This window comes from Mesorhizobium sp. M0028 (assembly GCF_040323855.1).
Classification (GTDB): domain Bacteria; phylum Pseudomonadota; class Alphaproteobacteria; order Rhizobiales; family Rhizobiaceae; genus Mesorhizobium.
This window is the reverse complement of record NZ_JAMYVG010000003.1, coordinates 511,692-529,541: the sequence shown is the minus strand read 5'-3', so window position 1 is coordinate 529,541 and position 17,850 is coordinate 511,692. Positions and strand designations below refer to the sequence as shown.

Below are 17,850 nucleotides of genomic sequence, written 5' to 3'. Positions count from 1 at the left end.
GCCCGCCTGAGGGTGTCTTTCTGAATCTCACCTTCTTGAACCTCTATCGCCACGGCGAATCGTACACTGAAGGTCAGTATCGCGCGTGGATGACCGAGGCTGGATTCCGGGATATTTCGAGGTCGCGCCTGGCGGACGGCTCCACGCTCTTTCGTGCGCGCCTCACGGGCTGATCGTGGCTGAGTGGTTGGTTTCGGACGCAGGGATCTCCGAGGCGCCCCGCGACTTGATTGCGGTTGCGGCTGTCTTGTCGCTGCTGCCGCCCGAGCAGCTCGTTTTGGTTTTTCCGCTGCAGCTCTTGCTGGCGCGGCCGCCGTTGGTGAACAACCGGGTGGCCGGTTCGGTACGCGCAGCAAACTCCCCCTCCGATTGCTGCATTGGTCGGTGGCACCGATCGCAGCCCGCTTCTGACGCCCGCCCTGATACTGCCGTATTAAACGCAGAAGCCTACCGAGATTCCAATTTACCTTTTTCCCAGCCATCTGCGGCAATGGACTCTGTTCCCCAATGTGCCGCCACGTGCGGATGGCTATGTTCGAAGTAGCGGCGTCCTAGGTTCGGATAAAAGGAGTGGCCTGATTTGTTGCGTGCGAGACCTTTTCCCATCGTGGCAAGGATTGCTTTTCTGGTCACACTGGCCGGTGTCCTCGTGCTCGCGCTCTCACCGGTGTGGCTTTTGCAGAATTTTGGTTTCGGGTTCACCTCTCACGATGACAAGCTCAATCACGCCGCAGCGTTCGTCGTGTTGACGGCTATCGGCAGTCTTGGTTGGCCAGAGCACAGAGCAAGGCTGATAGTTTTTCTCGCCCTTACTGGCGGCGCGATCGAGATACTGCAGGGCATGCAAATAATAAGTCGCGACATGGATATCTTCGACTGGTTTGCCGATTGTGTCGGCATCGCGTGCGGGCTCGCGATTGCAAGCTGGACAAAGAAATTAGCTGACGGCTTCTCCTAGAGGTCGCATCCTGGCAAGTACGGGCTGGCCGCGTAAAGTACTTGCGCGGTGAATAGGATTTGCGGCACGCTTCGCTAAAGGATTTCCGCGAGGAGAATGGGATGGCCGTAGCTAAGAAGGACTCGGAGTCCCGGAACTAGACGCATGAAATACGTCATCGCCTCGCTGTTCGGCGCCTTGCTGCTGTTCGGTTTCATCGCGTTGGCTGGCGCTGGCCACGGGTGGATCGCGGGCGCGTTGAGTTGCCTGCCATTAGCTGCGGTCTCGTTTGCCGCTTGGCTCAACGCACTGCGCACTATACCTTCACTCCATATCGCTAACGGATTGCTTGTTACCGCATGCGTCGTGCTCGTAGGTACGGCGTATGGAACGCTATCAGAAGGCGCACGGTACTTCCTTGATTATTGGCACCTGCAAGGTCCCCTGGCCGGGCCGGTTATCGCCCTCATCTATTTCAACTGGGTCTTCGCTTGCGGGCTCACGTGGTGGCGTCGCCGCGCAGAGACTTAGCTTTGCATCGCCCTCCCGGGAACCCGCTAGAGAGGACCGACGAGCAAGAAGACCATCGCTCGGCAATCGCAAGCTCCGCTTCCGTCCTCGCCTCTCTTTCTGGGTCCATATTGTCGGCGGCGATGAGCCGTCGCGGGGATTGCATGATTTCGCCTCGCGTCCATCCGGCCCAAGCAGGCAACCTACGATGGCTTGGAATCCCGGCCCCATGGCCTCCTGGCAGTATCTCGCGATCGGCACGCCGTGTCGTCTTGGCGGCGTGATCATCCTCGCTCCCTAGAGATACGCTTAGCCGGCACGCTACTCGATGATCTTCACAACCACGTTTTCACGGCTTGCTTCTGCGCGCGCGTAGTCGATGCTAGCGTTATAGTCCGCTTTCGGGCTGGCGATTCTTTCAGGGCGCTCTGCTGGACCGGCGATGATATGGGGAGGCGCTCGCAAATCGCGCCCCACGCGCGGGTTGATCGGTTGATCAACATCAAATCGTGAATATGAGAAATGCGCTAACTGTGACCGCGGTGGTCACCGTGGCTCGTGTGTCAGCAGATGTGGTAAGGTTGAGTGTCGGCGAGTAGCAGAGGTCCAGCAACAATGACTTTGAGGCGAATCAGAGCTTACGGCGCATCCGGCTTGGTTCTAGCGCTTTGCACTGTGTTTGCTTGGCAGAACGCCACTGCCGCTCAAAATTGCGACGCAGCCGCGACGCCTGGCGTCAATTGGCGCGAGTGTGACAAGAAGCTTCTCATCCTAGAAGGACAGGACCTGAGCGGGGCGAACCTGTTCGGTGTTGATTTCACTTCGACCGACCTCAGGAACAGCAATCTCGTTGCCGCAAATCTTGAGAAGGCAACGCTTGTGCGTGCTTCCCTGGCCGACTCGACCGCCAAAGGCGCCCGGTTCGACAGAATCGAGGCCTACAGGACCGACTTCAGCCGTATGGACGCGCAGGGCGCTGTGTTTGCGAGCGCGGAAATGCAGCGCTCGAATTTCCAGGACGCCAATCTGACCAATGTTGATTTCACAAAGGCAGAATTGGGGCGTGCGCAGTTCCATGACGCCGATATCAGCGGCAGCCGCTTCTCGTTTGCCAATCTCGCACGGGCGGACTTCCGAGGAGCGACGTTCACCGCGCCGGTAGACTTTGACCGCGCTTTTTTGTTTCTGACCCGTATCGAGGGCCTCGACCTTTCCAATTCGGTGGGTCTGTCCCAGTGGCAGCTCAACATGGCTTGCGGAGACGCCCGGACCGAGTTGACTTCTGGCTTGACGAGGCCTGAAGATTGGCCCTGTCAATTCCAGCAGGAATAGTTGTCGCAAACGAACTGCGGCAATGCTGCACCCGACAGGATTCGAACCTGTAACTTCTGCCTTCGGAGGGCGGAGATCCTCCGCCAAAGTGGCACGTTTCTACGGTATTGGTATTGGCGAAATCGCGGCAGCTACTGGTGCTGCTGGCTTTGCTCTGTGGACCCGACGCAATGGATGAGCTGGCGGCTTCCAAGAAAAATCGACCGAGTTCATCTGTCTCTCCCGTGAAGAAGACGATCCTCCGCAGACTGGGGCCGGGCCTCATCACTGGCGCGTCGGACGATGATCCATCCGGGATCGGCACCTATAGCCAGGCGGGGGCCCAACTCGGGTTCGCAATCGGATGGACGATGCTGCTGACCTATCCTCTGATGGTCGCGATTCAGGAAATCAGTGCGCGCATCGGAAGGACCACCGGCCACGGCATCGCAGGCAATCTATGCCGCCACTATCCGAATTGGCTTCTACAGTCCATCGTAACTCTTCTGTTCATCGCAAATACCGTCAACATCGGCGCCGATCTCAGCGCCATGGCCGATGCGACGAAGCTTCTAATCGGCGGCCCGACCGTTCTCTATGTCGTCCTGTTCGCAGCCATTTGCGTAATTGGAATCGTTTTCGTGAACTACGATCGCTACGCGCTCATCTTGAAATGGATGACGTTGAGCCTGTTCTCGTATGTCGCTGTCGTGTTTGCTGTGCAAGTTCCCTGGGCCGAAGCACTGGGTGGCGTGCTGGTCCCGCGAATTGTCTGGAGCAACGAGTTCTTCACTACGCTTCTCGCTATCTTCGGCACGACGATTTCGCCCTATCTCTTCTTCTGGCAGGCGTCAGAGGAGGCCGAAGAGGTCCACGCAAATCATCGCAGAAAATCGTTGTTGAGGGCTCCACGTCAGGCGGTCGACGCGTTCTCGCGAATACGCGCCGACACTCTCATAGGCATGGCATTCTCCAACGTCATCGCGCTGGCGATCATCTTCGCGACCGCGGCGACCTTGAACAAAGCCGGCATCACCGACGTCGAGACATCCGCTCAGGCGGCCGAGGCGCTGCGGCCGATCGTCGGCGATTTTGCCTTTGCTATCTTCGCTTTCGGCATCGTCGGGACAGGGTTGCTGGCGGTACCAATCCTGGCCGGCGCGGCGGCTTACGCCATTGGCGAGGCGAGACGATGGCCCGTGGGGTTGTCGCGCAGACCTGGGGAGGCTGTGGCGTTTTACAGCACTCTTGCCGCGGCCACGGGGCTCGGAGCAGCGATCACGTTCGGTCCAATCGATCCGATCAAGGCGCTGTATTGGACAGCCGTCGTCAACGGTGTCGTCGCCGTTCCGGTCATGACGGTCATGATGATAATGACAGCCCAGCCAAAGGTCATGGGCGACTTCACCGTCAAGGGCTGGCTGCGCTGGCTGGGATGGGCCTCCACGATCGCTATGGCGATGTGCATGGTCGGAATGCTCATGAGCTGGTTCATGTGACAGCCAATTGATCACCCGCCGCAGTTCGTATGGCGGTGGAAACCAGGCCGGAAGCTATCTTCGACACTCTATCAAGGTCTCGACGCCCTAGACTATCGCGCTGCCGAAACCGCAGGCTCGAGGCCGAGCCGTCCCACAACAGCTTCAACCGGCATTGGTTGCGGGTTGTCGCCGATTGCTGGACGTTACCTCGAAACGCGCGGGTGCTCTTCAGATCGGGGCGGTCGAGGCGCCGAAGGCTCAGATGACCGATGCCGACGTCGGGATTGCGGCAGACCACACGGACGAGAAACTGGGCTCGAACTCGGTTAACCAGCCGCGACCGCGGCGAGGAGCGTCCGGCGGGCTTGGCGAGGACGCCGAACGCGGCGGAAGACCAGCGGGTCGGCGCAGTATTGAGGTCGCACACGTTCAGTTCCTTCTTGAGAAGCATAATTCCAGCACCGAGGAACCCGATCCCGGACCCGCGCGGCAGGACGATGCCCAAATTAATTGGCAGCCTGTTCGATCGAAATCATGGAATGTTCCTGAGAAGACAGCCCTGCGAACTCGCTCACGCCGGGTTCTCGAGGTCGAATTGCTTCGACGGCTCGTCGTAGCCGAACAACTCCGCGTAGCGCCCCAGGAGATGATCGCGCGCATCGTGTCGGCACGTTCTTCGGACATGTGGTCTTCGAGGTGGCGTGAATTGTGCCATGCATCGCCAACTCCCAAGCTGGCTCGGTCATTCACTCACTTGCCAGGGAGGCGTGCATTTTCTGGCGCGGTACCCAGTTCCGACCGTATCAGGCGCCTTGGTCTCATCCATTCGCCGCGCGCTCTTTCGGACAGTACCAATCCATGGCCAGGTCGATCGGGCGCATAGACGTAGCCGTCCCGGATTTCGATGGGCTGTTCCACCAGATGATCGAAGTTCTGAAACGAATATTCCAGCCATTCGACTTCCGGCAGCGCGACCGCCATGTGCACGCCGATCTCCAGAAAGGTGTTGCCGATGCTGACCGGGATGCCGAGCTCGGCGGCCAGCCAACCAATGTGCATAACATCGGTGACTTGACCGTGGACATTCAGGATGTCGGCTGCGTGGGCTTCCAGAAGAAGCCGTTTGCCTTGAAGATCCAGATACTCGCCGCTGTTGATCTGAGTCCATGTCATGGCCTGCCTGAGCATTCTCAATCCTTCGTGGTCGTGACGCAGGATTGGATCCTCGACCCAGAGAAGATCGTGGCCGGCATCGCGGATCGCCACCAATTTCATTAGCGCTTCCTTCGAGGTCCACGCCTCGTTCGGGTCGATCATGATTTCCGAGCCTGCCGGCACGCAGGTTTTCAACAGCTCCAGGCGCCGCAGATCGCGATCGAAATCCGGGTGGCCGACCTTGATCTTGAAAGCGGAATAGCCAAGCGACGCCGCGTGGGAAAACAAGGAGACGAAAGCATCGTCGTCGAGGTGAAAATCGAGGCCACTGGCGTAGGCTTTCACACGGTTGCGACGACTGCCGAGCAGCACGTGAAGGGGTAGGCCAGCTTCCTTTGCCGCAAGATCCCAAAGCGCCACCTGGATCGCTTCATGAAAAGGCAGGGAGTACGCCCGCTGATTGCCACCGCGCGGGCGGTTCACACGATGAACCAGCGCGATCGCCTTATGTCCTTTCAGCCCCGGCCAAACCTCGTTTTCGAAAACGGTCTCAATCTCAGTCTGGTCGGGCAGGGGATTGAAGAGCGTCTGGATGAAGCCCAGTCCCACTTCACCACTTTTCGAAACGAGTTCCAGCGCAGCGACGTTTACATCGTCGGCTCGAACCTGACTGTCCCCGATTACCCGGTCGCGGGCGAACTGAAATCGGGTTATACGAAAATGCGAAAGGCTCATCACAGGGGCTTTCTGATCGTTTATGATAACGCACTGATCTATCAGCTAAGATGTCTCAGTACCGAATCAATGGAGGTGCCGCAAGTGGCGGGCAAAGCAAAAGCCATCTCTCATACCCTGGTGGCGGCCACCCGTATGAGCGATGTTGCCTACGAACGAATTCTGGAACGCTTGTTCGACAGGTGCGTTCCGGTCGGGGCATTCGTTTCGCAGAGCGAACTGTCCGCGATCGTTGACGTGCCCGTCGCTCCGCTTCGTGACGCTCTGCGCAAGCTCGAGGCGGAAGGAATTCTCACCATCCATCCACGCTCCGGAATCCAGTTCATAAAACCTGGCATGGAGCTCACGCGCGCCACCTACCAATTCCGCGCCATCATAGAGCGATCGGCAATTCGCGTCTTTGCCGAGCAGGGCGATGAAGCCGTCATGAATGCCTTGGAAATGCGGCACTCCCGGCTGGTCCGGCGCATCGAACGGGAGGGTGTGGGAAAGGAGCAACTGGAGGAGATGGATGCGCTGGAGGGAGAGCTGCATGGCGCAATCATCGGCGCGCTGCGCAATCCCTTGATCGATAGCACCTATCGGCGCATGCACAATTATCTACGTCTGTTGCGGCTGGACAGCAAACTCACCTCGCCAATCATGATCCGGACACTGAAGGAACACCTCGACATCCTTGAGGCTTGCAGCACCAGGAATGCCGACGCTGCCGAAGCAAAGCTGCAGTCCCATTTCCAGGCGGCCATGCAGCGGAACCTTGGTCTGGTCTGACACGTCGTTGCTTGCCTCTCCGGCGCGGTTGCACGGCTTGGGAAATGATGTTACCCAACACTCCAACTGATCGATCAGTCTGCTGATCTGATATCTTGGAGGTTCGCATGCGGTTGAACAAAAGGCAGTTTCTCGTGGGTTCGGCGGCCCTCGCGATGGCAGGGCGCATTGGTGGTGCCCGTGCCGCGAGTGCCATGAGTTACTGGCACCACTTCACCAGTCAGTCGGAAATGGCCAGCTTACTCAAGATCATCGGATTGTTTCAGGCGGCCAATGCAGATGTGGCGGTGACCCAGGAAAACATCCCGAACTCGGAATATATGGCCAAGGTTTCATCGGCCGTGCTGGCCGGCGGGCGTCCCGATACCGCCATGGTGATCGCCGAGCGCTTCGCCGATCTTACCGCGATGGAGGGATTGATCGATCTTACCGAGCGCGTGAATGGGTGGGAGGGCAAGGCGAACTTTCCCGACAATCGCTGGACCGGGCTTTCCAGCAATGGCGCCATTTATGCGGTTCCCGCCTTCGCCTTCGTTGACTGGATGTACTACCGCGCAGACTATTTCGAGGAAGCTGGACTGACGGGGCCACCCCGAAATTTCGACGAATTCCTTCAGGCATCCCGCAAACTGACCAATCCTTCGAAGGGCAGGTATGCCTTCGGCATGCGCGCCGGCGCCGGCGGTTTCAAATATGTCATCGATGTCATGGAGGCGTTCGGCTCGCCGATCGTCAAGGATGGGCAGCCGGCCATCGACAGGGCCGCGGCGATCGAGGCGATAACGTTCTATTCCGATCTCTTCCTGAAGGAAAAGGTCGTGCCGCCGAGCGCGCCCCACGACAGCTACCGTCAGATCATGGAAGCCTTCCGCACCGGGCAGACTGCGATGGTGTGGCATCATACCGGTTCGCTGAACGAAATCTCGAGTGCGATGAAGCAGGGTGAACAATTCTCGACCGCGCCGATGCCGGCCGGTCCGAAGGCGCATGTCGCTCGCGTCGCGTACGCCGGCAACGGCGTCATGAAGGAAGACAATATCGAGGCTGCCTGGCGGTGGGTGAGCTTCTGGGGCCAAACGGACGCTGCCCTGGCCCTGCTCGAGGGGACCGGCTATTTTCCGGCCTCCGCCGCTGCGCTGCAGGATCAGCGGATCACCGGCAATCCGATCTATAATGCGGCGACGGAAACGCTCAAGTTCGGACGCCTGCCGAACAATTTCGTCGGCGCCGCGGGCTGGTCCCAAAATGTCGTCAATCCCGCTTTCCAGTCGGTGCTGACGGATCAGTCGACGCCGGAACAGGCAGTAGACCGCATGATCCAGGGCCTGGAGGCGGCGCTCCGCTGATCCCCGGACGTGCAGCCGTGCTCAGAACGCAACGGGACGGTGCTTTCGCATCGCAGATTCATGATAATAAGCTCGAGCAGATATCTGCCTATGCGGGCTCTCGGCGAACTATCCGAGACCCGATACTGGATGTATTTGCTGCTCCTTCCCAGCCTCGCCCTTATCCTTCTCGTGATCGCCTATCCGACGCTTTACGGGATGGCCATCAGCTTTCGCGAGATGCGTCTGACGCGTCCCGGGTTGGATGGCTGGGTCGGCTTCAAACATTATCTAGCGATGTGGTCAGACCCGGTATTCTGGATCGCATTGAAGAACACCGTCGTGTGGGTTGCTGCCGCGGTCGTGCTGGAACTATCGCTTGGTCTTCTCGCCGCGACAGCTCTCAACAGGGATTTGCCGGGCACGAAAATCTTCGCCGTGCTCATCCTGCTTCCCTACTTCCTACCCAATGTCGTAGCGGGTCATATGTGGGCCTTGCTGCTCGATCCGCGGCTCGGAGTCATCAACGATCTTCTTGTCCGGCTAGGCGTCCTGCAGGCCTACAAGGCATGGTTTGCTGATCCCAATACTGCGCTTGCGGCGACCATTCTCGTCGAGGCCTGGCATGGGTTTCCATTCTTCGCGCTGCTACTGCTCGCGGGCCTGAAGGGTATTCCCGAGGATCTCTACAGGGCAGCGGCGGTCGACGGCGCAGGCCTGGCGGCACAACTCAGGCTGATCACCTTGCCCATGCTCAAGACCGTCATCGCGGCGGCAGTGATCCTGCGCGTCATCGGTCTGGTCAATTCGCCCGATCTGCTCCTCATTCTCACCGGTGGCGGACCGGGAGATGCCACGCAAGTGCTGTCGTTGTATGCCTTTCAGACCGCCTACAAGGAATTCAATTTCGGCTACGCATCCGCCCTGTCGGTGGTGATGTTCGTGACCCTGATGATCTTCGCGGCCGGGTATATCCGCATCTCCAGGATTACCAAAGGACAGGGCGATGATTGAAAGCAAGCGTCACCGGCGGATGATCGCGAACATCGCCACCTACATCGTGCTCGCAAGCCTGACGGTGTTCTGCATCGGTCCGATGATCTGGATGTTCCTGACATCCCTCAAATATGAGGCCGACATTGTCACCCAGACGATGCAGTACCTCCCGAGCCGCGTTACCTTCGACAATTATGTCGCCATCTGGACGCAGTCAGGTTTCCCACGGCTTATAGGCAACAGCCTCGTCGTTACCTTGCTGACGGTGACGATCTGCGTCGTCACGGGCACGCTTGCCGCCTATGCATTTTCTCGCTTCGCGTTTCGAGGCCGAGATCAGCTCATGCTCGGCTATCTTGTCGTTCGCATGTTTCCCGCAGTCATGATGATCATTCCCCTTTATGTTGTTATGCGCGGTGTGGGGCTCGTCGACAGCCGTTTCGGCCTAGCGCTTGCCTATACGAGTTTCCTGCTGCCGCTGTTCGTGTGGATGCTCAAGGGGTTCTTCGATTCGGCACCTAAGGAACTCGAGAGCGCGGCTCGCATCGACGGCTCGACAAGGCTTGGCGCCATGGTCCGTATCGTCATGCCCCTTGCGCGGAACGGCCTGGTCGCAAGTTCGGTGTTCATTGCCATCGCGGCCTGGAATGAGTTCCTGTTCGCCCTGATGCTCACGACCGGGCAGGGGTCTCGCACCTGGCCCGTGGGCCTGCAACTGATGGTCGGAGAGTTCCAGCTTCCTTGGGGCGTTCTGGCGGCAGGCGGCATTCTCAGCATCATCCCGGTCATCGTGCTCTTCGCGATTGTCCAGCGAACCATGGTTCAGGGGCTGACCGCAGGCGCCATCAAAGGCTAGGAGTACTCGCATGGCGACACTTTCCATCAGGGACGTGCGCAAGTCCTATGGCTCCGTACAGGTTCTTCACGGGGTCGACATCGAGCTCGAGGACGGAGGCTTTCTGGTTCTGCTCGGGCCGTCCGGATGCGGCAAGTCGACCTTGCTCAACATGATTGCCGGCCTCGACGACACGTCCGGCGGTGACATCCTGATCGGTGGACGCTCGGTCCTCGACCTTGCGCCCAAGGACCGCAATATCGCGATGGTGTTCCAATCCTACGCGCTTTATCCCACCATGTCGGTCGCGAGGAATATCGGCTTCGGATTGGAAATGCGTGGCGTGGGCGCCGACCAGCGCACGCGTGCCGTGGAAGATGCCGCGCGAATGTTGCAAATCTCCCATCTGCTCGATCGACGCCCCGCCAACCTTTCGGGCGGACAGCGGCAGCGCGTTGCGATGGGCCGCGCGATCGTGCGCGACCCGGAGCTGTTCCTCTTCGACGAGCCATTGTCCAATCTCGATGCCAAGCTTCGCGTGGAAATGCGCACGGAGATCAAGCGCCTACACGAGCGTCTCGGCACGAGCATCGTCTATGTCACGCATGATCAGATCGAGGCGATGACGCTGGGCACCAAGGTGGCCGTCATGAAAAGCGGCTACATCCAGCAATTGGGCGATCCGCGCACCATCTATGAACGGCCCGCCAATATGTTCGTGGCAAGTTTCATCGGATCTCCGGCAATGAACTTCCTTGCCGGACGACTGGTCCCGGATTCGGAGGGTGTCCGGTTTCAAGCGAGCGGTGTATCGATCGTGTTGCCGACGCGGAACCGGCAGGTGGGCTCTGAGCGACCGGTGATGTTGGGCATACGGCCTGAAGAGCTGAGAACCGTTGCGGAGAATCGAGCTTCGATCATTGGGGAGATCGACGTGGTAGAGCCCACCGGGCCTGAAACCATGGTGACTGTGCAGGTCGGCGAGAACGCGATCATCGCGCGCCTGCCGCCGAGGTTTGCCGGCCGGCGCAAAGAGCCAATATTTCTTGCCGTCGATCCGGCGAGCGTCAACCTGTTCGATCCGGATAGCGAGCAGCGCATCGACATTTAGGACGTGGATACCAGCGGCTGGACGCAGTGGCGCAGGGATCCGCGATGTCGCCTCGAACTCATCCGGAGCGAATGCGGACCGCTTGCGGTCAAGCTGCGCTGGGTGAGCGGTATCTCGGCAGGGTAGTCAGCGGGCCTTGGCGATCAGTTCTGTCAGGCAATCAGCAGCCTCCGTCCCTGGCACGCCAAGATCTCTGACACTGTCCATGTGGTTGCGGTTCGGGAGCACATGCGACGTTACCAACGATCCCTGCCGCACCAAGCTTGCTTTGAATCGATCGGCTTGCTGATGGAAGGGTGGCGTCTCATTGGCTCCGACCAGAACCGCCGCCCTGGTTTGAGGATCATGCCGACAGGCGAGCGGCGTAAACATGGCGACTTCCTCGTCGGTTATTCCAATCTCGTCGGCGAGAAAGGAATCCTGGAGCGGTTTCAAATCGTAGAGCCCGCTCAGCAGAAGGGCTGCCCTCACATTCGAGGGGGTATGCTCGCCGTCGAACAGAAACGTTGCAAGATGGGCTCCTGCCGAATGACCACTGACAGTCAGGGCCGCCGGGTTTCCGCCATGATCGGCGATGTTGGCGAGGACCCACTGCTTGGCGCGGCGCACCTGGTCGACGATCGTCGCCATTCTGACCTTGGGCATTAGAGCATAATCAAGGATGACGGCAATGGCCCCGGCCTGGCTAATCGTCGTCGCGACATATGAATAGTCGCGCTTGGAGAACATTCTCCAGTAGCCGCCATGGACAAAGATGTGCACCGGCAGCGCCGTTCTTTTCCCCGCGGGAAAGAACAGATCCATGGTTTCGGTCGGATCCGGTCCGTAGGCCACGTCCGCAGTCATCGCAATGGTGGCGCGGGCGGCCTCGCTGCGGCCAACGAACTCCTGCACGATTTCGTCAAAATCCGCGACGTGGTCGCGGATGCGAAAGGGATCGCCTTGCATTCTTCTGCTCACATGCTGATGGCGAGGTATTTCGCCTCCATGAACTCGGCAATGCCATGATGCTGCCCTCCCTCGCGGCCGAGCCCACTCTGCTTGACGCCGCCGAAGGGGGCTGCCGGATCGGACATCAGCCCCCGGTTGACAGCGATCATCCCGGCCTCGATCCGGGAGGCCACCCGCATGCCGCGTGCCAGATCGCGCGTGTAGATGTAGGCAGCAAGCCCATATTCGGTGTCATTGGCGCGTGCGATGACCTCAGCCTCGGTGTCGAAGCTCGAGATCGGCGCCACGGGCCCGAATATCTCCTCATGCGCCATCTTTGCGTCACCTGGCACGTTGCGAAGCACTGTAGGAGGGTAGAAGAAACCAGTTCCGGACAGGACTGAGCCGCCGCACATGACCCGCGCGCCGCGTGCGACTGCGTCGATGACAAGGCGATCTATTTTCTCGACCGCCTTTTTCGTGATCATGGGTCCGCATTCCGTGTCCGGGTCGGTGCCAGGGCCGACCTTGAGCGACGACATCCGCTTCTCGAGGCCATCCGAGAAGGCTTCGTAAATGCCAGATTGCACGTAGAGGCGGTTGGCGGCCGTACAGGCCTCACCGGCGTTACGCATCTTGGCCACCATTGCGCCATCGAGCGCCGCTTCGAGATCGGCGTCGTCGAACACAATGAACGGTGCGTTGCCGCCGAGTTCCATCGAACACGAAACCACATGCCCGGCAGCCTCTGCCAGCAGAGCGCGACCCACACCCGTCGAACCGGTGAAGGAGAGCTTGCGCACTCGCGGGTCGGCCAGCATGGCGGCTGTCAAAGGGCCCGGACTGGAGGTCGTCAGGACGTTGACCACCCCCGGTGGCACGCCTGCGTCCTGATAGAGCGCGGCCAGCGCGTAGGCGGTAAGCGGGGTCTCGCTGGCTGGCTTCAAGATCACCGTGCATCCAGCGGCAAGTGCTGGCGCGATCTTGCGGGTCGCCATCGCGGCAGGGAAATTCCAAGGCGTGATCAGGACGCAGATACCGATCGGTTCGTAGTCGACCACGATGCGGTTGGTGCCGGAAGGCGCAATACCGAATTCGCCAGTAATGCGAACGGCCTCCTCGGCATTCCAGCGGAAAAATTCCGCGGCATAAGCGATCTCGCCGCGGGCATCCCGCAGAGCCTTGCCGTTCTCCAATGCGATGAGAGTAGCCAGTGCCTCCGATCGTTCCGTCATCAACTCAAAGCAGCGTCTGAGGATCTCGGAACGCCTTCGCGGCGACGTTGTCCGCCAGCCGTGGGCTGCCTTGGCAGCGGCGTCAACGGCAGCGGCCGCGTCGTTCACGGTCGCATCGGGCACAGCGGCGATGACAGCCTCGGTCGAAGGATCGACGACCGGAATCACCCTGCCATCCGCGGACTGGCGCCATTGGCCGCCAATATACAGCCCGTGCGAGATTGTGTGGAAGTCGCTGATGCCCTGATCATCCGACAGAACCTGTGAAAACGTGTTCATCTCGATATTCCCGATTGTTACATGATGCTGGCGAGGTCGCCATCAAAGGCGGCCTGGACCAGGCGGCGCATGGACCCCAAGTCGAATGGACGCGGATTGTTCTTGATGAGGCGCTCGATACCAATCGCTTGTTCCGCCGTCCAATCGAGCTTATCGGCGGGCAGCCCCAGTTCGGCCAACGAGGGGGTGATCCCGATTGCCCCAAACAGCCGACTGACCTCGCCAATGGTCGCGTCGGCCAACTCTTCGGGCGTCCGGCCTTTACCATCGAGGCAGAGCGCGTTGGCGATCTCGGCCATCTCGGTCGCTGCGGCTGTTCTGTTGTACTTCATGACGTATGGCAGCATGGTGGCGACACCCAATCCGTGAGGGGTGTGGGTTATCGCGCCAACCGGGTATTGCACGGCGTGCGCTGCCGCTGTGCCGGCCGTTCCGAACGCACAGCCGGCGGCCAGTGCACCCATCATCACGTCGGCCCGGGCGTCCTCGTCAGAGGGCTGGCGGTATGCCGTTTCAAGGCTTCGGCCAAGCAGCTTGATCGCCAGCAGGGCGAAATGATCGGTCAAAGCGGTTTTGCCGATAAAGACATGTTTCTGCGGAAGGCGGGGATCGGTCCCCCGCCTGACGGCCGTGAAGGCCTCGATTGCATGCGTCAGCGCATCGGCGCCTGCGATCGCCGTCAATGCCGGCGGGCATGTCATCGTCAGTTCAGGATCGCAGATGGCCGCGGCCGCGATCAGATATGGGCTGGAGATGCCGACCTTCAGAGTGCGATCCGGATCGGAGATTACGGCGACCGGGGTCACTTCAGAGCCCGTGCCGGCTGTTGTCGGCACCGCGATCAGCGGCAGCGTCGGGCCGGGCACCTTGAACTCGCCGTAGTAATCCTGGAGCTGACCGCCGTGAGTGATGAGCAACGCGGCGCATTTGGCCATATCGAGACAACTGCCGCCGCCAATGCCGATCACCATGTCGGGCGCGAACCTCCGTGCTTCCTCAATGCAGACGGCAACGGTGTCCCGGGGAACGTCGGGTAGCACGCGATCATGCACCAGTACGTCTATCGAGGCGGCTCGCAGCGCCGCGACGATCTCTCCAAACGGGCCCGTTGCGGCAAAACGTTCATCGGTGCAGACGAGCACGCGACGCCCGAGCCTGGCCGCGACAACCGGAATGACGTGGCGTTGGCCCTTCCCGAAGAGGATTTCGCGCGGCAGCCGTATGGCAGCGAAAAGGCTCATTATCTGCATCCTGTGATGATGTCTGGATTGGAATGCGAAAGGCCGTTCAACTCGGCCCAAAGGCTGGGTTTGACGCCAAACCCCAGTTGCAGCGCGCTTGCGTTCCGACGCGTTGAACCATCGCCCGGAGCGCTGACGGTCCGTTCAGGCTCGGACGGTGAGGAAGCCCGGACCGCGGAGTCGGCCCGCTGCTCCAGCAGGGCCATCGCAAGTACGATTGCTTTGTCTTGAAACAGCCTCAAATTATATCCTCTATAAAATCGTATAGGATATAGGATTGCATTGGTCGGAGCATCGTGTTAGCAACTCAATGTGTCAAGAGGCAAAACATGCAGGCCATGAACTTACCCAGTCTAGACGAAGCGAACCTCGCCGGCGGGCGTATCCAGCGCTCCAGCAGCCTGGTTGAGGACGTCTACGAAGCGATTTTTGCGCAACTCATGTCGCTGAAGATTGCGCCGGGCTCGCGCATCACGGTCGACAGTCTGGTCAAGGAATTCAACGTCTCCCACACGCCGATCCGCGAGGCGCTCGGCCGGCTCGAAGGCGAAGGCCTGGTGCTGAAGACGCATCTGATCGGTTATCGCGCTGCGCCGCAGATCACGAAACGACGGTTTGACGAACTCTACGAGCTTCGCCTGCTGCTCGAGCCTCATGGCGCGGCCAAGGCAGCCGCGCTCATGGACGAGGTAAAGCTCGCACAGCTTCAGGAATCGGCGGGCGTCATGGCGCGCCGTGAAGGCAAGGACGAGCGCCTGAGGTATTCCAACTTCGCCCGCCAGGATGCCATTTTCCATGACAAGGTCATGGAATTCGCCAACAACGAACTCGTGCGCGAAACGCTGGCGCACCAGCATACCCACTTCCACATATTTCGCCTGATGTTCCATTCGCGCGTCACCGAAGAGGCGCTTGACGAACATGAGGCCATCCTGGCCGCTTTCGCTGCGGCCGATCCTGCCGCTGCCGAGCAGGCGATGCGTCGCCATATCGAGCATTCCCGCGACCGCTTGTTGCTGGCGTTCGACTGAGACGGTCCCGATGTCCATTGCGGTTCGTATCGATGCAGGGAAGGCAGGCGTATCGGCTGTCTACATGACCGTCGCCAACCTGATTGGGCAGGCACCGGTTCGGGGCAACGTGAAGCTGGACGCCACTTTGATCACGCAGGCCAATGCCAAGGAATACTCCCCCGATTCACCCTTTGAAAACTCAAATACCGGGCGAGCATATGGCTCGCCGGGCCGTTGTCATAGGAAAGGAAACGACCATGCCAGGCAAAAAGATCCTAATGCTGACCGGTGAGTTCACCGAGGAATACGAAATCTTCGTCTACCAGCAGGCGATGGAAGCGGTGGGCCACACTGTCCATGTCGTGTGCCCAGACAAAAGCGCCGGAGACGTGATCAAAACATCGCTGCACGATTTCGAGGGCGATCAGACCTACACCGAAAAGCTCGGCCACTATGCGCTGATCAACAAGACCTTCTCCGACGCTGAGAAGCAGCTGGAGCAATACCACGCTGTGTACTGCGCCGGCGGTCGCGGCCCCGAATACATCCGCACCGACAAGCGCGTGCAGGCGATGGTGCGCCACTTCCACGAGAGCAAAAAACCCATTTTCACGATCTGCCACGGCGTGCAGATCCTGATTGCGGTAGACGGCGTCGTGCGTGGCAAGAAGGTCGGCGCACTGGCGGCGTGCGAGCCCGAAGTGACGCTTGCGGGCGGCACTTATATCGACCTGTCTCCAACGGAGGCATATGTCGACGGCACGATGGTTTCAGCCAAGGGCTGGACGGCGCTTGCAGCGTTTATCCGCGAGTGCCTGAACGTGCTTGGGACAGAAATCCGCCACGCGTAGACCTTCTTCCGACGCGTCTCAAAGGGGTGCGTCGGTTCCCTTTCTGGAAGGAGAACTTGTCACCGCCAATTCGGCCTCGGATCACAAAACGCCTGCATCGCGCTGAGTTTTCTCCCAGGATCAAAGGTCTTTCGCTATGCATTGATACTGGTTTCATCAAATCCCGTAAGCGAACGCATCAGTGTTTCCCTTGCTGAAGCCAGATGCGCTCGGCAGGCTACCTCAATCCGAGTGGAGTTGCGGCTCTCAAGCGCATCGATATAGGCAATGTGTTCGTGGATTGCGGCAAGGTTGCGCTGCTTTTCGTCCTGCTTGTTCCACTGATAGTGGTAGTGAAAAATAAACGTGATGATGTCGTAGAAATCATCGATGAAGCGGTTCGGTGATGCCTCGTTTATGAGCCGGTGGAACCGGTTGTCCAGGCCGGAGAAGTCGTGAAAGCGGCTCTCAATTCGCTCCAGCAGGTCGGCATGCGCCATCTTGAGCGCGGCGAGTTTCGACCATAGCGGAGAGCTGTTCGGCTGCAGTGAAAACAGTTGTGCCGAACGCAGTTCAAACATCACCCGGATCTCGAAGAGCTCAAGTGCAAAGTCTTCAGTGAAACCCTTGAAAAGCCAGCCTGTATTCGGCCTTTTCTCGATCAGTCCAAACCGGCTGAAGCGGATCAGGAATTCGCGAATTCCATTGGTCGCAACACCGAATTGCCGTGCAAGCTCAAGCTCATTGATGCTGGTTCCGGGCCTGGTGTCACCCCGCAGCATCCACTCCATGAACTGCTGTTCGACATGTTTGGCGCGAGGCGTAGTTTCGGCGTCCGGATAGTAGTCGTTGTCGTCGACCGCGCGGCCCGTCGCTCTGAGGCCGTGGCGTTCGGTGACAAGTTCGCGGTTAACAAGTTCTCGCAAAACCTTTCGGACGGTTGTGCGGCTGACGCACATTCGCCGTCTAAGCTCATTTTCGGAAGGAAGTTCGCCGGCCAATTGTCCGTCGCGCAGCATATTTGCAGCTCGATTGAAGGCCTTCTTGTAGACGGTGTCCGTTCTCATCGGATTTTCCTTTGGAACAATACCTTGTCCTTTTTAGCATGAACTTTATCCATAAAAAACAACTTGACCCGACCCTGCTGGTTGTTTT

18 protein-coding genes are annotated in these 17,850 nt (G+C 59.4%); 12 read left to right on the top strand and 6 right to left on the bottom strand.

The genetic code is table 11. From position 1 onward, the window contains the following. Positions 1 to 580: 580 nt before the first annotated feature. The 4 genes from NKJ93_RS10385 to NKJ93_RS10370 all read left to right on the top strand — a co-directional run bounded on the left by NKJ93_RS10385 (position 581) and on the right by NKJ93_RS10370 (position 4,257). The gene (locus tag NKJ93_RS10385) at positions 581 to 958 is read left to right on the top strand and encodes a VanZ family protein (RefSeq protein ID WP_245278716.1); all 378 of its coding nucleotides are present in this window, start codon (positions 581 to 583) and stop codon (positions 956 to 958) included. Positions 959 to 1,102: 144 nt separating this feature from the next. Further along, a complete protein-coding gene (locus NKJ93_RS10380) occupies positions 1,103 to 1,468 on the top strand; it encodes a hypothetical protein (protein WP_023721803.1) in 366 nt (121 codons plus the stop codon). Between the two features lie 594 nt (positions 1,469 to 2,062). Then, positions 2,063 to 2,779, top strand: a complete 717-nt coding sequence (locus NKJ93_RS10375; RefSeq protein WP_352496628.1) for a pentapeptide repeat-containing protein — start codon at positions 2,063 to 2,065, stop codon at positions 2,777 to 2,779. Positions 2,780 to 2,949: 170 nt separating this feature from the next. After that, positions 2,950 to 4,257, top strand: coding sequence for an NRAMP family divalent metal transporter (locus NKJ93_RS10370; protein WP_352496629.1), 1,308 nt, complete (start codon positions 2,950 to 2,952; stop codon positions 4,255 to 4,257). On the opposite strand, the gene NKJ93_RS10365 is transcribed toward NKJ93_RS10370, so the two are convergent. After that, positions 4,250 to 4,690 (bottom strand): hypothetical protein, encoded by a 441-nt coding sequence (locus NKJ93_RS10365; RefSeq protein WP_352588884.1) that lies wholly within the window; start codon positions 4,688 to 4,690, stop codon positions 4,250 to 4,252. The genes NKJ93_RS10370 and NKJ93_RS10365 overlap by 8 nt on opposite strands. A gap of 299 nt (positions 4,691 to 4,989) precedes the next feature. Further along, the gene (locus tag NKJ93_RS10360) at positions 4,990 to 5,877 is read right to left on the bottom strand and encodes an enolase C-terminal domain-like protein (RefSeq protein ID WP_352588847.1); all 888 of its coding nucleotides are present in this window, start codon (positions 5,875 to 5,877) and stop codon (positions 4,990 to 4,992) included. Between the two features lie 3 nt (positions 5,878 to 5,880). Between NKJ93_RS10360 and NKJ93_RS10355 the strand changes: the two genes are divergently transcribed. From NKJ93_RS10355 to NKJ93_RS10335, 5 genes are all read left to right on the top strand, one after another. Next, on the top strand, positions 5,881 to 6,900 hold the full coding sequence (locus tag NKJ93_RS10355) for a GntR family transcriptional regulator (protein ID WP_352588844.1): 1,020 nt from the start codon (positions 5,881 to 5,883) through the stop codon (positions 6,898 to 6,900). Positions 6,901 to 7,007: 107 nt separating this feature from the next. After that, on the top strand, positions 7,008 to 8,246 hold the full coding sequence (locus NKJ93_RS10350) for an ABC transporter substrate-binding protein (protein ID WP_352588841.1): 1,239 nt from the start codon (positions 7,008 to 7,010) through the stop codon (positions 8,244 to 8,246). Positions 8,247 to 8,375: 129 nt separating this feature from the next. Continuing rightward, positions 8,376 to 9,239, top strand: a complete 864-nt coding sequence (locus tag NKJ93_RS10345; RefSeq protein ID WP_245278558.1) for a carbohydrate ABC transporter permease — start codon at positions 8,376 to 8,378, stop codon at positions 9,237 to 9,239. Continuing rightward, positions 9,232 to 10,077: a carbohydrate ABC transporter permease gene (locus NKJ93_RS10340; RefSeq protein WP_352484910.1), complete on the top strand. Its 846-nt coding sequence runs from the start codon at positions 9,232 to 9,234 to the stop codon at positions 10,075 to 10,077. The genes NKJ93_RS10345 and NKJ93_RS10340 overlap by 8 nt, the downstream gene beginning before the upstream one ends. Before the next feature lie 10 nt (positions 10,078 to 10,087). Continuing rightward, positions 10,088 to 11,167, top strand: a complete 1,080-nt coding sequence (locus tag NKJ93_RS10335; protein ID WP_352588838.1) for an ABC transporter ATP-binding protein — start codon at positions 10,088 to 10,090, stop codon at positions 11,165 to 11,167. Between the two features lie 126 nt (positions 11,168 to 11,293). Here the strand turns inward: NKJ93_RS10335 and NKJ93_RS10330 are convergent, their stop codons facing one another. Genes NKJ93_RS10330 through NKJ93_RS10320 form a run of 3 tightly spaced genes read right to left on the bottom strand, consistent with a single transcriptional unit; the run spans position 11,294 to position 14,852 of the window. Continuing rightward, positions 11,294 to 12,115: an alpha/beta hydrolase gene (locus tag NKJ93_RS10330; RefSeq protein ID WP_023718520.1), complete on the bottom strand. Its 822-nt coding sequence runs from the start codon at positions 12,113 to 12,115 to the stop codon at positions 11,294 to 11,296. 8 nt (positions 12,116 to 12,123) lie between these two features. Beyond that, positions 12,124 to 13,611, bottom strand: a complete 1,488-nt coding sequence (locus NKJ93_RS10325; protein WP_352588835.1) for an NAD-dependent succinate-semialdehyde dehydrogenase — start codon at positions 13,609 to 13,611, stop codon at positions 12,124 to 12,126. Positions 13,612 to 13,628: 17 nt separating this feature from the next. Beyond that, positions 13,629 to 14,852, bottom strand: coding sequence for an iron-containing alcohol dehydrogenase (locus NKJ93_RS10320; RefSeq protein WP_352588832.1), 1,224 nt, complete (start codon positions 14,850 to 14,852; stop codon positions 13,629 to 13,631). A 329-nt stretch (positions 14,853 to 15,181) separates the two neighbouring features. Here NKJ93_RS10320 and NKJ93_RS10315 point away from each other — a divergent pair, with 329 nt between their 5' ends. From NKJ93_RS10315 to NKJ93_RS10305, 3 genes are read left to right on the top strand one after another with little or no spacing between them, the layout of a single operon-like run. Then, a complete protein-coding gene (locus NKJ93_RS10315) occupies positions 15,182 to 15,883 on the top strand; it encodes a GntR family transcriptional regulator (RefSeq protein ID WP_023718518.1) in 702 nt (233 codons plus the stop codon). 10 nt (positions 15,884 to 15,893) lie between these two features. Next, complete coding sequence (locus NKJ93_RS33580; RefSeq protein ID WP_502896972.1) at positions 15,894 to 16,157, top strand: hypothetical protein; 264 nt, start codon at positions 15,894 to 15,896, stop codon at positions 16,155 to 16,157. After that, complete coding sequence (locus NKJ93_RS10305) at positions 16,123 to 16,716, top strand: DJ-1/PfpI family protein (protein ID WP_352549507.1); 594 nt, start codon at positions 16,123 to 16,125, stop codon at positions 16,714 to 16,716. The genes NKJ93_RS33580 and NKJ93_RS10305 overlap by 35 nt, the downstream gene beginning before the upstream one ends. A 134-nt stretch (positions 16,717 to 16,850) precedes the next feature. Here NKJ93_RS10305 and NKJ93_RS10300 read toward each other — a convergent pair whose 3' ends face one another. After that, on the bottom strand, positions 16,851 to 17,762 hold the full coding sequence (locus tag NKJ93_RS10300; RefSeq protein WP_352549505.1) for a GntR family transcriptional regulator: 912 nt from the start codon (positions 17,760 to 17,762) through the stop codon (positions 16,851 to 16,853). Between the last annotated feature and the right edge of the window lie 88 nt (positions 17,763 to 17,850).